This is a genomic window from Janibacter terrae, assembly GCF_039636765.1.
Lineage (GTDB): Bacteria > Actinomycetota > Actinomycetes > Actinomycetales > Dermatophilaceae > Janibacter > Janibacter terrae.
Genome location: NZ_CP144167.1, coordinates 2,729,630 through 2,741,673, shown reverse-complemented (window position 1 = coordinate 2,741,673; position 12,044 = coordinate 2,729,630). Strand labels below are relative to the sequence as shown.

11 protein-coding genes and 1 riboswitch are annotated in these 12,044 nt (G+C 71.3%); of the genes, 4 read left to right on the top strand and 7 right to left on the bottom strand.

Going from position 1 to position 12,044, the window contains the following annotated elements; translation table 11 throughout:
• Positions 1-36 precede the first annotated feature (36 nt).
• Positions 37-99: riboswitch (cobalamin riboswitch) on the bottom strand.
• Between the two features lie 311 nt (positions 100-410).
• Genes ileS through V3C34_RS13525 form a run of 3 tightly spaced genes read left to right on the top strand, consistent with a single transcriptional unit; the run spans position 411 to position 4,792 of the window.
• On the top strand, positions 411-3,728 hold the full coding sequence (gene ileS / locus V3C34_RS13535) for an isoleucine--tRNA ligase (RefSeq protein ID WP_346007384.1): 3,318 nt from the start codon (positions 411-413) through the stop codon (positions 3,726-3,728).
• Between the two features lie 7 nt (positions 3,729-3,735).
• The gene (locus tag V3C34_RS13530; RefSeq protein ID WP_068322755.1) at positions 3,736-4,095 is read left to right on the top strand and encodes a CidA/LrgA family protein; all 360 of its coding nucleotides are present in this window, start codon (positions 3,736-3,738) and stop codon (positions 4,093-4,095) included.
• Positions 4,088-4,792, top strand: a complete 705-nt coding sequence (locus V3C34_RS13525; RefSeq protein ID WP_346007383.1) for an LrgB family protein — start codon at positions 4,088-4,090, stop codon at positions 4,790-4,792. The genes V3C34_RS13530 and V3C34_RS13525 overlap by 8 nt, the downstream gene beginning before the upstream one ends.
• A gap of 123 nt (positions 4,793-4,915) precedes the next feature.
• Here the strand turns inward: V3C34_RS13525 and V3C34_RS13520 are convergent, their stop codons facing one another.
• The 7 genes from V3C34_RS13520 to V3C34_RS13490 all read right to left on the bottom strand — a co-directional run bounded on the left by V3C34_RS13520 (position 4,916) and on the right by V3C34_RS13490 (position 10,333).
• Complete coding sequence (locus V3C34_RS13520; protein ID WP_068322761.1) at positions 4,916-5,422, bottom strand: SRPBCC domain-containing protein; 507 nt, start codon at positions 5,420-5,422, stop codon at positions 4,916-4,918.
• A complete protein-coding gene (locus V3C34_RS13515; protein ID WP_068322765.1) occupies positions 5,419-5,757 on the bottom strand; it encodes an ArsR/SmtB family transcription factor in 339 nt (112 codons plus the stop codon). The genes V3C34_RS13520 and V3C34_RS13515 overlap by 4 nt, the downstream gene beginning before the upstream one ends.
• 26 nt (positions 5,758-5,783) lie before the next feature.
• Entirely contained in the window at positions 5,784-6,593 is an 810-nt protein-coding gene (locus V3C34_RS13510) for an ABC transporter ATP-binding protein (RefSeq protein WP_068322769.1), read from the bottom strand.
• Positions 6,590-7,648, bottom strand: a complete 1,059-nt coding sequence (locus V3C34_RS13505) for a FecCD family ABC transporter permease (RefSeq protein ID WP_346007382.1) — start codon at positions 7,646-7,648, stop codon at positions 6,590-6,592. The genes V3C34_RS13510 and V3C34_RS13505 overlap by 4 nt, the downstream gene beginning before the upstream one ends.
• Positions 7,645-8,664 carry a FecCD family ABC transporter permease gene (locus tag V3C34_RS13500; RefSeq protein ID WP_211596799.1) on the bottom strand — a complete coding sequence of 340 codons (1,020 nt, stop codon included), beginning with the start codon at positions 8,662-8,664 and terminating at the stop codon, positions 7,645-7,647. The genes V3C34_RS13505 and V3C34_RS13500 overlap by 4 nt, the downstream gene beginning before the upstream one ends.
• Before the next feature lie 10 nt (positions 8,665-8,674).
• Positions 8,675-9,706, bottom strand: a complete 1,032-nt coding sequence (locus tag V3C34_RS13495; protein WP_338537864.1) for an iron-siderophore ABC transporter substrate-binding protein — start codon at positions 9,704-9,706, stop codon at positions 8,675-8,677.
• A 69-nt stretch (positions 9,707-9,775) separates the two neighbouring features.
• Complete coding sequence (locus V3C34_RS13490) at positions 9,776-10,333, bottom strand: XRE family transcriptional regulator (protein ID WP_346007381.1); 558 nt, start codon at positions 10,331-10,333, stop codon at positions 9,776-9,778.
• Between the two features lie 89 nt (positions 10,334-10,422).
• On the opposite strand from V3C34_RS13490, the gene V3C34_RS13485 reads away from it, so the two are divergent.
• Entirely contained in the window at positions 10,423-12,033 is a 1,611-nt protein-coding gene (locus V3C34_RS13485; protein WP_346007380.1) for an FAD-dependent oxidoreductase, read from the top strand.
• Positions 12,034-12,044 lie beyond the last annotated feature (11 nt).

Genomic DNA, 12,044 nt, shown 5'->3' with positions numbered 1-12,044 from the left:
CCACGGCGGGTGATGGCGGAGCCACACGTCGTCTCAGGTGCTCCGGCTCGCCACGAGGCTCACGGTTGCGGGACAGCGCCGGACTCGCACCGGCTTCCCCCGAGGGACGCTGGGGTGAGTCTACCCGCGCGCCGCAAGCCCTTACACTGGTCCCTGCAGGCGCCTGAGCCGTCATCACCGGCGAGCCTTCCGGAAGAACGGGACCACGACCCACGCGGGCCGTGCTCCTCACTAGACCCGGGCGGGTGGTCACGTCACGACCGAAGGACCAAGAGCGGTCTGCTCCCGACGCGTGCGAAGGGGGTGGACAAGCGGGGTGGTACCGCGGTGGCCGCAGTCGCATCAGACCCAGGCCGTCGTCCTCGTGGCACAGCCGAGACGACCACCCCGAGCACCCCGGAGCTGCCGCGATGACCTACCCCAAGGTCTCCACCACCGACGCGACCACCGTCGCCGCCTCCCCGAGCTTCCCCGAGATCGAGAAGCACGTCCTGCGCTACTGGGACGAGGACCAGACCTTTCAGGCCTCGATCGACGCGCGCGACCCGGGCGAGGACGGGGCCAACGAGTTCGTCTTCTACGACGGACCCCCCTTCGCCAACGGCCTGCCGCACTACGGGCACCTGCTCACCGGCTACGTCAAGGACGTCGTCCCGCGCTACCAGACGATGCGCGGCAAGCGCGTCGAGCGCCGCTTCGGCTGGGACACGCACGGCCTGCCCGCCGAGCTCGAGGCGATGCGGCAGCTCGGGCTGAAGACGACCGACGAGATCCGCGAGCTCGGCATCGAGAAGTTCAACGCCGCCTGCCGCGAGTCGGTCCTGAAGTACACCGGCGAGTGGCGCGACTACGTGACCCGGCAGGCGCGCTGGGTCGACTTCGACAACGACTACAAGACCTTCAACCCCGGCTTCATGGAGTCGGTCATCTGGGCCTTCAAGTCGATGTACGACAAGGGCCTGGTCTACGAGGGCTTCCGCGTGCTGCCGTACTGCTGGCAGGACGAGACGCCGCTGTCCAACCACGAGCTGCGCATGGACGACGACGTCTACCAGCAGCGCCAGGACCCCGCCGTCACCGTCGGTCTGCGGATGCACACGACCGGCGAGGACCCGGTGCTCGACGGTGCCCACCTGCTCGTGTGGACGACGACGCCGTGGACCCTGCCGAGCCACCTCGCCGTCATGGTGGGCACCGAGATCGACTACGTCGTCGTCGAGGCGCCGGTCCCCGGCGTCGAGGGGGAGGTCGCCAAGTACCTCCTCGCCGAGGCGCGTCTGGGCCACTACGCCCGTGAGCTCGGCGAGGAGCCGGTCGTGCTCGGTCGGTACACCGGCGGCCAGCTGCTCGGCCGCACCTACGAGCCGCCGTTCTCGTACTACTCCGGGCACGCCAACGCCTTCCGCGTCGTCGCTGCGGACGACGCGGTGACGACGACCGACGGTTCCGGCCTGGTCCACACCGCCGGCGCCTTCGGTGAGGTCGACAAGGAGGTGACCGACCGCGAGGGCATCGAGGCGGTCATGCCCGTCGCCAAGGACGGCACCTTCACCGCGCCCGTGAGCCACTACGCCGGCCTGCTCGTCTTCGACGCCAACGGCCCGATCATCGACGCGCTCAAGGCGACCACCCGCGGCGAGCCCACCGACGCGGTCACGCCCGGCACGATCCTGCTGCGTCGGGAGTCCTACGAGCACTCCTACCCGCACTGCTGGCGTTGCCGCCAGCCGTTGATCTACAAGGGCGTCGAGTCCTGGTTCGTCGAGGTCACGGCGATCAAGGACCGGATGCTCGCCAACAACGAGCAGATCACCTGGGTGCCCGGGCACGTCAAGCACGGGCAGTTCGGCAAGTGGCTGGAGAACGCGCGCGACTGGTCGATCACCCGCAACCGCTTCTGGGGCAGCCCGGTGCCGGTGTGGAAGTCCGACGACCCCGCGTACCCGCGCATCGACGTCTACGGCTCCTTCGAGGAGATCGAGCGCGACTTCGGGCGGCTGCCGAGGGATCCGGAGAACCCGGACGTGCCGGACCTGCACCGTCCCTTCGTCGACGAGCTGACCCGCCCCAACCCGGACGACCCGACCGGCCGGAGCACGATGCGCCGCGTCGAGGACGTCCTCGACGTGTGGTTCGACTCCGGGTCGATGAGCTACGCGCAGGTGCACTACCCCTTCGAGAACGCGGAGTGGTTCGAGCACCACTTCCCGGGCGACTTCATCGTCGAGTACATCGGCCAGACCCGCGGCTGGTTCTACACGCTGCACATCCTGGCCACCGCGCTCTTCGACCGGCCGGCCTTCTCCTCCGTCATCAGCCACGGCATCGTCCTGGGCAACGACGGGCACAAGATGAGCAAGTCCCTGCGCAACTACCCGGACGTCTCCGAGGTCTTCGACCGCGACGGCGCCGACGCGATGCGCTGGTTCCTCATGAGCAGCCCGATCCTGCGCGGCGGCAACCTCGTCGTCACCGAGCAGGGCATCCGCGAGGGCGTGCGCCAGGTGCTCATCCCGCTGTGGAACAGCTACTCGTTCTTCACGCTCTACGCCAACGCGCTGGGCGGGGCCGACGGCTCCGGCTACGAGGCGAAGTGGTCGACGGCGTCGTCGGACCCGCTCGACCGCTACCTGCTGGCCAAGCTGCGCGAGTTCGTCGAGGACGCGACCGCCCGGATGGACGTCTACGACATCGCGGGTGCCTGCGACAGCACGCGGACCTTCACCGACGTGCTGACCAACTGGTACATCCGGCGCAGCCGCGAGCGGTTCTGGGCGACCGGTGCAGACCGGACGGACGCCGAGGCCGCCTGCGACACGCTCTACACGGCGCTCGAGGTGCTCTGCCGTGTCGCCGCCCCCCTTCTCCCGCTCACGACCGAGGAGATCTGGCGCGGTCTGACCGGGGAGCGCTCGGTGCACCTCGCCGACTGGCCACAGGCGCAGGACCTGCCGGCCGACCACGAGCTCGTCGTCGCGATGGACACCGCGCGCGCGGTCTGCAGCTCGGCGAGCGGCCTGCGCAAGGCCAACAAGCTGCGCAACCGGCTGCCGCTGCGCGACCTCACGGTCGTCGTGCCCGAGGCCGCGCGGCTCACGGCCTTCGGCGCGATCGTCGCCGACGAGGTCAACGTGCGCCAGGTGAGCCTGCTCGACATCACCGACCCGGCCGCGCAGGAGTTCGGCGTGAGCCAGCGACTCGCGGTCAACGCCCGCGCCGCCGGACCGCGCCTGGGCAAGCAGGTGCAGGTCGCGATCAAGGGTTCCAAGACCGGGGACTGGTCGGTCGCCGAGGACGGCACCGTCACCGCCGGCGGGATCGAGCTCGTCGAGGGCGAGTACACGCTCGAGACCGTCGCCGCCGATGACGAAGGGAGCCAGCGCGCCACCGCCATGCTCCCCGGGTCCGTGGGCGGGTTCATCGTCCTCGACACCGAGGTCACCGACGAGCTCGCCGCCGAGGGCCTGGCCCGCGACGTCGTCCGGGCCGTGCAGGACGCCCGCAAGCAGGCCGGTCTGGAGGTCTCGGACCGGATCAGCCTGACGATCACCGGCTCGCAGCCGGTGTGGGAGGCGACGGTCGCCCACCAGGGGCTCATCGTCGACGAGACCCTGGCGGGCCAGTTCGGCTCGGCGCCGAACCTCGAGGCACTGCCGCTGGGCGACGGCGTCGTCGAGACCGAGCTCTCGGGCAACGAGAGGGTGCGGGTCAAGGTCACCCGCCTGTGAGGCCCCGATGATCAACGGCATCCTCTGGGTGCTCGGGTGCCAGCTGGTGGGCGAGGTCCTCGTCCGTGCGCTCGGCATCTCGATCCCCGGCCCGGTCGTGGGGATGGTGCTCCTCTTCGGGGTCCTCTCCCTGCGCCGGCCGGGGGAGACCTCGGGCACCCTGCGCTTCGCCGACGGGCTGCTGCGCCACCTCCAGCTCTTCTTCGTCCCGGTGACGGTCGGGATCATGGTCCACGCCTCCGAGATCGCCCGGCAGTGGCTGCCGATCGGCGGCGGTCTCGTGGTCTCGTGGGCCGCCGGCCTGGTCACCGTGGCGCTGCTCGCCTCGTGGCTCACGCGTCGTCGCGGGGAGGACGTCCATGGGTGACGCTCTGGACTTCCTGCGTGACTCCCCGGTCACGTGGGTCTTCGTCACCCTGCTGGCCTACCGGGCGGGTCTGTGGCTGCGTGCCCGCACGCACGGGCACCCGCTCGCCCAGCCCGTGCTCGTCGCCGCCGGGCTCGTCATCGCCCTGCTCGCGCTGCTGGGCATCGACTACGACACGTACATGAACGGGGGGTCGCTGGTGCACCTCGTGCTCGGTCCCGCCACCGTCGCCCTCGCGGTGCCGCTGCACCGGCAGGCCCACCACCTGCGCGAGATGGCCGTGCCGCTCGCGGTCGCCCTGCCCGCCGGCGCGCTGGTCTCCATCGGCTCCGCGGTCCTCACCGTGCGCGCCCTCGGGGGCGGGGAGGCGCTGGCCAACACCATCGCCCCCAAGGCAGCGACCACACCCGTAGCCATCGCGATCGCCGACAGCATCGGTGGTGTGCCGGCGCTCGTCGCGGTCTTCACGATGTTCGCCGGGATGCTCGGGGCCGTCCTCGGGCCGTGGGCGCTCGACCGGATGGGCGTGCAGGACCGGCGGGTCCGCGGCCTGGCGATGGGAGCCGTGTCGCACGGAGTCGGCACCTCTCGCTCGCTGCACGACAGCCTCGTCGAGGGCGCCTTCGCCGGGCTCGCGATGGGTCTGACCGCGCTGCTGACGAGCATCCTCGTGCCGGTCGTCGTCGCGCTGCTCTGACCCCTGCATTCCCATAGGGCAATGCAGACGAGCGGTCGCCGGGGGTTGCATTCCCCTAGGGCAATGCAGACGAAGGGGGGAGGTCGCCCGCGCGGGCGACCTCCCCCCCTTCGTCCGCCCGGGTCAGAGGGCCTCGGCCTGCCGCTGCCAGACCTGCTCCTCCATCGGCCGGCCGGTCTCGAGCACCGACTTGATGCCGGAGAGGACCCACGGCCAGCCGCCACCGCCGGCGCCCGACGGGTCGGGGTTGCCGGCGACCTGGCTCGCCGTCTGCGGTCGACCGGTGAGGTCGTGGGTCAGGGTGAGGCGGGTGGCGCCGTCGGCGGTGGCCTCGATGTCCCACGTGACGGTGCCCGGCTCCTCGTCCTGGATCCAGGTCGGTGCCCAGGTCTGCACGAGGCGACGCGGCGGGTCGGCCTCGAGGACCTCGCCGGTGACGACGACCTCGGGCATGCCCATGGACCTCATCTCCTCGCTCGCCCGGTGCTCGTAGTGGCCGCCGGGGGTCAGGTCGTAGGAGACGTCGCCGGTGTACCCGTAGAGACGGCTGAACTCGGGGGTGGTGATCGCCTCCCACACGCGCTCCGGGGTGGCGTTGATGAAGATGCGGTGGATCTGGATGTCGCTCATGACTGGTCCCTGTCCTTTTCCAAGACACGTTTGAGGTCGAGCAGCGCGGAGGCCCGCGCGGCCGTGTACTTGTCGATCCAGCGGTCGTGGATCGCCCGGATCGGTACGGCGTTGAGGAAGTGCAGCTTGCTCCGCCCCTGCTTGCGGGTGACGACGAGATCCGCTTCCTCGAGCAGCCGCAGGTGCTTGGCCACCCCGAACCTCGTCATCTCCCAGCGCTCCCGCACGACCTCCTCGAGCTCGGACTGGGTGCGCCCGTCCTGCTCGTGGAGCGCGTCCAGCAGGGCCCGGCGGACGGGGTCCGCCAGGGCCTTGAAGACGAGGTCGTCGGTCACCCCACCGAGGATAGGTGACTATTTAGTCACCTGTCAATGGTCGAGGCTGGGAGTGCGGCGGACCGGACGTGCGGGACGACGAGCGGGGTGCCCGACCGGGGGTCGTCGACGACGTCGGCGGCCAGGCCGAAGACCTCACGCACGAGCTCCGCGGTGAGGACCGAGGTGGGGTGGCCGTCGCCGCGGATCCTCCCTTCGCTCATCACCACGAGACGGGAGGCGAAGCGAGCCGCCTGGTTGAGGTCGTGCAGCACGGCGACGACCGTGCGGCCCTCGCGGTTGAGCTCGGCGAAGAGCTCGAGCAGCTCGTACTGGTGGGCGATGTCGAGGAAGGTCGTCGGCTCGTCGAGCAGGATGACCTCGGTGTCCTGCGCGAGCACCATGGCGACCCACGCGCGCTGGCGCTGACCGCCCGAGAGAGTGGCGACCGGGGTGTCGGCGAGGTCGCCCAGGTGGGTCCGCTGCAGCGCGGCCGCGATGGCCCGGTCGTCGTCGGGGGACCACTGCCGCAGCAGGGTGTGGTGCGGGTGCCGACCGCGGGCGACGAGCTCGGCGACGGTGATGCCCTCGGGGGCAACCGCGCTCTGGGGCAGCAGCGAGATCCGTTGCGCGACAGCGCGTCCACGCATCCGGTGCACGTCCTCGCCGTCGATCTCGACGCGGCCGGCCGAGGGCCGGTTGACCCGGCACAGCGCCTTGAGCAAGGTCGACTTGCCGCAGCCGTTGGGTCCGACGACGACCATGAAGTCACCCTGCTCGATCGCCAGGTCGAGCGAAGGGATGACCGGCTCGCCCCCGTAGCCGACGGTGACCTGGTGGGCAGCGAGGAGCGTCATGTGGCCTTCTTCCATTCGCCGACGAGCAGGAGGCCGAGGTAGACGCCACCGATCGCCAGGGTGAGGATGCCGACGGGCAGCCCGTCGAGGAGGGGGACCTGCTGGGTGGCGAGGTCCGCCAGGGACAGCAGGAGGGCGCCGGTCACCGCGGACAGCCCGAGCAGTGGCCGGGCGCTGCGGGCCAACCGGCGGGTGATGTGCGGTGCGGTCAGGGCGACGAAGGAGATCGGCCCGGCGACCGCGACGGCACCGCCGGCCAGCAGGACGGACAGGAGCACCGCCCTTCGCCGGACCGCGCCGGAGTGCACGCCGAGCGAGGCGGCGACCTCGTCGCCCATCTCGGTCATCCCGAGCGGCACCGACAGCATCGCCAGGGGAACGGCGGTCACGGCGAGGACGATCCAGATCGTCGCCGCCTGGTCCCAGCCGCGGGCGTTGAGGCTGCCGTTGATGTAGGCCGCCAGCACCGACGACTTGTCCCGGGCCATGACGTAGACGACGTACTGGGTGAAGGCGTAGGCCATCGCCGAGACACCGATGCCGGCGAGCACCATGCGCGTCGGGTTGGACAGGCCGGTGCCGGTACTCACGGCCACCAGCCCCACGGCGATCGCGGCGCCGGCCACGGAGCCGGTCACGATCGAGGTGGCGCTGGGCACGAGCAGCCCGATGAAGGCAGCACCGGCGCCTGCACCCGCGCTGACCCCGATGACATCGGGACTGCCCAGGGGGTTGCGGGTCACCGACTGGAAGAGCGCGCCGGAGGCACCGAGCGCTGCACCGGCACCGAGCGCGACGACCAGCCGCGGCCCGCGCAGGTTGCCGAGGACGAAGTTGGCCTTGCCCTGCGCGTCCCCGCCCAGGACATCGGCGATGCCTGCCGGCAGCTCCATGACCGGGATGCCGAGCCGCCCCATCGACAACGTCGCCACAGCCGCGCCGACGACCAGGGCGACGAGGACGAGGCCTAGGAGTGCCACCCTTCGGCGCACCGGCAGTCGGACACGGCGACCCAGACCGATGACGGGCTCCGAGGTGGTCCACGGGGTGCTCATGCCGCCCGCTTCCCGAGGCGCCGGACCGCGAGAAGGAGGACCGGTGCCCCCACGAAGGCCGTCACCACCCCCACCATGAGCTCCTGCGGTCGCAGCACGACCCGACCGATGATGTCCGCCCCGAGCAGCACGATCGGGCCGACGAGCAGGCAGGTGATGAGCTGTCGGCGCATGTCCAGGCCGACGAGGGTCCGCACGATGTGGGGGACGGCCAGACCGACGAAGGCGATCGGTCCGACGGCTGCGGTTGCCGCCGCGCAGAGCAGGGTTGCCGCGCCGAGAGCAGCAGTGCGCAGCAGGGTGGTGTTGACCCCCAGGCCGGTCGCGGTCTCCGAGCCCAGGGCGAGGGCGTTGAGGCCGCTCGCCGAGAGCAGAGCGAGGACCAGCCCGACGATGAGGAAGGGGGCGACCGACCGCAGCTGGTCGAGCCCACCGTCACCCAGCGATCCGACGACCCAGAAGCGGTAGCTGTCGAAGTGCTGGGGCATCGACAGTGCGAGCCCCTGGACGTAGGCGCTGAGCACCGCCGCGACGACCGCACCAGCGAGGACGAGGCGCACCAGGCTGGCGCCGCCGCCACCCACCGTGCCGATCGTGTGGACGACGAGCGCCGCGATCCCACCGCCGAGCAGTGCGACCCATGCCGAGGCCGTCGACCCCGTCGCCACGCCGAAGAAGGCGCTCGCGGTCACCATCGCGGCAGCCGCACCGGCATTGATGCCGAGTAGCCCCGGGTCGGCGAGCGGGTTGGCGGTCACGCCCTGCATCAGCGCCCCCGACAGGGCCAGCGCGACCCCCACCGCAAGCGCGAGCAGGGTGCGCTCGATGCGTGAGTCGAGAACGGTCGCCAGGTAGGTGTCCGGCCGCCCGGTGAGAGCGCCGATCACCTCGGGCAGTGACGTGGACTTGGATCCGACGGCGAGGGAGGCCAAGCAGATGAGGGCGAGCATGACGACGCACCCCACGAGGACCAAGGCGGTCCGTGGGGTGCGTCGTGCGGAGGGCGTGCTCGTCACCAGCCGAGGATCACTTGCCGTCGGCCTTGGCGACGGCCTTGTCGATCATCTTCGGGTAGCGCTCGAGCGTGTACGGCACGGTGAGCGGGTTGATCATCGACGAGGCGGTGACGAAGGCGTTGTCCTCGCCGGCGACGACCGCGCCCTGCTTGATCGCCGGGATCGAGGCGTAGAGCTTGTTGTCCATCGCCTGCTTCTTGGCCTTCGGATCGCTGTAGAAGGTGAAGATCAGGTCGCTGTCGTTCAGCTTGTCGGCGTTCTCGTAGCCGATGACCGCGGAGTCGGTTCCCTCGGTCTCCTCGAGGGTCTTGACGACCGGGTCGGGCTTCAGCCCGAGCTTCTGCACGATCGCGGCGCGCTGCTCCGTCGGCAGGAAGACACCGAGGGTGTCGGGTGTCGTGTAGACGTACGAGAAGGTGTGCTCGGCCCACTCGGGGTGCTTCTTCGCCTCGTCGGCGAGCTGCTGCTCGAGGTCCTCGACGACACCCCGGGCCTGCTCCTCCTCGCCGAGCGCCTCGCCGATGATCTCGATCTGCTCGTCCCAGTCGGTGCTCCACGCCTTGTCCGGGTAGGCGACGGTCGGGGCGATCTCGCTCAGCGAGTCGTACTGCTCCTGGGTGATGCCGGACCAGGGGGCGAGGATGACGTCGGGCTCGAGCTCGACGATCTTCTCCAGGTCCAGCTCCTCGCCGGCCCCGACGAACTCCGGGAGCGTGCCCCCTTCGTCCTTGACGGCCTCGTGGACCCACGGCGTGTAGCCGGACTCGTCGGCGGCCCACGCGTACTCCTCCATGCCCACCGGCACGGTGCCGAGGGCGATCGAGGTCTCGGTGGAGCCCTGGCCGAGGGTGACGACCTTCTTCGGCTTCTCGGTGATCTCGGCGGTGCCGAGGGCGGACTCGATGCTCACGGGGAATGCGGAGTCGTCGGAGCCGGACGTCGCGGCGGCGTCGGTGGCGGGGTCCGAGCCGCAGGCGCTCAGGGCGACGGGTGCGGCGACGAGGAGGGCGACACCGGTGGTGCGCAGGCGGGGCAGGGGCATGGCAGAACCTCAGGTCGATGGATGGTTAGGAGAGGCTAACCTACTCAATCGCGCGAGTGAACGGAGGTGTCAGTCCCGTCCGTCGTGGCGGTGCACCCGGTGCCCGTCCCGGTCGAAGATCATGATGACCTCGGCGGGCCCGTCCAGCGCCCCGAAGGAGTGGGGCGTCATCGTCTCGAACTCCGCCGCCTCACCGGCTTCGACGACGATCGTGCGATCGCCGAGGAGGAGCTGGACCTGGCCCTCGAGCACGAAGAACCAGTCGTGGCCGGGGTGGACGCGCTGCTCCGGTGCGCGGGCGCTCGCCTCGAGGCGCACCTTCATCGCTGCCGTCGAGCCCGTGGCCTTCGTGAGCATCCAGGTCGTGCGCCCGCCCTCCCGGGTCGGCGCCGGGCGGATGACGACGTCCTCGTCGACGTCCTCGGCGAGCAGGGACTCGACGTCGGTGCGCAGGGCCCGGGCGAGGGGCAGGAGGACGTCGAGGCTGATCGCTCGCTTGCCGGTCTCGATGCGGCTGATCGTCGAGGGGCTGAGGTGGGAGCGCTCGGCCAGGTCGTCGAGCGAGAGCGACTGGGCCGTGCGCAGGCCGCGGAGCCGGGTGCGGACGGTCTGCTCGATCTCGCTCACGGGTCCTCCTGCTCGGGTGCGCCACGGCGGTCTTGCGAATACTGCAAGGGTGTATGCAGCATACGCCAGACCAGCCTACGGTGGACGTCATGAGCACCCAGGGTCACGCCAGCAGTCGCTCCGCCCCCGTCATCGCGAGGCAGGTCGACGTCGCCGTCGTCGGCGGGTCCGCCGCCGGCCTCGCCGCGGCCCTGCAGCTCTCCCGCCAGCGCCGGTCGGTCATCGTCGTCGACTCCGGCGAGCCCCGCAACGCCCCGGCCGACCACATGCACAGCTACCTCGGGCACGAGGGACGCTCCCCGGCCGACTTCCTGCGGATCGCCCGCGAGGAGGTGCGCTCCTACGGCGCCGAGGTGCTCACCGGCCGGGCCACCGCCGTGACCCGCGAGGAGGGCGGCTTCCGCATCGAGCTCTCCGGGGGGCACGTCGTGCACGCCCGCCGGGTGGTCGCCGCGACCGGCCTCACCGACGAGCTGCCGGACGTGACGGGTCTCGCCGAGCACTGGGGCGGCGCGGTCATCCACTGCCCGTTCTGCCACGGGTACGAGTCCCGGGACCGGCGGATCGTCTCGATGGTGACGTCGGCGACGGGTCTGCACCCGCTGCCGCTGCTCCGGCAGCTCACCGCCGACCTCACCGTGCTCGTCCACGATGGCGTGGTCGCCGACGCGCTCGAGCTGCAGCAGCTGCGGGAGGCCGGGGTGCGCGTCGTCGTGGCCCGGGCGGAGCGCGTGATCAGCGACGACTCGGGAGCGCTCAGCGGGATCCGCCTCGTGGACGGCACCGTCGTCGACGCCGACACCGTCCACGTCATGACGCGGCTGCACGCCCGCGTCGCCCCCTTCGCCGGGGTGGGCCTCATGGCCTGCGAGCACCCGAGCGGCGTCGCCACGTACGTCGAGGCCGACGGCATGACGGGTGAGACCGCGGTCCCCGGCGTCTACGCCGCCGGCACGCTCGCCGAGCCGATGCTCCAGGTCCTGCCGACAGCCGCGGCGGGCAGCCGCGTGGGCAGCATGGTCGGCTTCGACCTGGCCCGCGAGGACATGGAGGCCGCGGCCCGGCCCCTCGCCCACGTTGCGGACTGGGACGGGCGCTACTCCTCCCGCGACCTGCAGTGGAGCGGCAACCCCAACGGCTCGCTCGTCGCGGAGGCCACGGGCCTCACTCCCGGCAGCGCGCTCGACGTGGGCGCCGGCGAAGGGGGCGACGCCCTCTGGCTCGCCGAGCAGGGCTGGCGGGTGACGGCGAACGACATCTCGACCCTCGCGCTCGAGCGCGTCGGTGCCGCCGCCCGCGACCGCGGCCTCGACATCGTCCTGGTGCAGGCCGACGTCAACGCTGCTGCCCCCTTCGGCTCCGCGCAGCACGACCTCGTGACAGCCGCCTACGCATCCATCCCGCGGACGCCCGACGGCCGCGGCGTCGCCCACGTGCTCGACGCCGTCGCGCCGGGCGGCCACCTCGTCGTCGTCAACCACGACACGCACGACATGGACGAGACCGCGACGCACGGCGACGCGGACCGGACCCGGCCCTTCGACCACCACGCCTTCGTCGACACCGATGACCTCGTCGCCGCGATCGTCGAGCGACCCGGATGGGTCGTCGAGGTCCACGAGCGCCGGGAGCGCCCGGCCGGCGCGGTCTCCGCGCACCACGTGCACGACGTCGTGCTGCGTGCACGCCGTGGGGCCTGACGATGGGACAA

Excerpts from the sequence above, each read along its gene's own strand:
- ileS (WP_346007384.1), top strand. The coding sequence starts at position 411 with ATGACCTACCCCAAGGTCTCCACCACCGACGCGACCACCGTCGCCGCC.
- V3C34_RS13530 (WP_068322755.1), top strand. The coding sequence starts at position 3,736 with ATGATCAACGGCATCCTCTGGGTGCTCGGGTGCCAGCTGGTGGGCGAG.
- V3C34_RS13525 (WP_346007383.1), top strand. The coding sequence starts at position 4,088 with ATGGGTGACGCTCTGGACTTCCTGCGTGACTCCCCGGTCACGTGGGTC.
- V3C34_RS13520 (WP_068322761.1), bottom strand. The coding sequence starts at position 5,422 with ATGAGCGACATCCAGATCCACCGCATCTTCATCAACGCCACCCCGGAG.
- V3C34_RS13510 (WP_068322769.1), bottom strand. The coding sequence starts at position 6,593 with ATGACGCTCCTCGCTGCCCACCAGGTCACCGTCGGCTACGGGGGCGAG.
- V3C34_RS13505 (WP_346007382.1), bottom strand. The coding sequence starts at position 7,648 with ATGAGCACCCCGTGGACCACCTCGGAGCCCGTCATCGGTCTGGGTCGC.
- V3C34_RS13495 (WP_338537864.1), bottom strand. The coding sequence starts at position 9,706 with ATGCCCCTGCCCCGCCTGCGCACCACCGGTGTCGCCCTCCTCGTCGCC.
- V3C34_RS13485 (WP_346007380.1), top strand. The coding sequence starts at position 10,423 with ATGAGCACCCAGGGTCACGCCAGCAGTCGCTCCGCCCCCGTCATCGCG.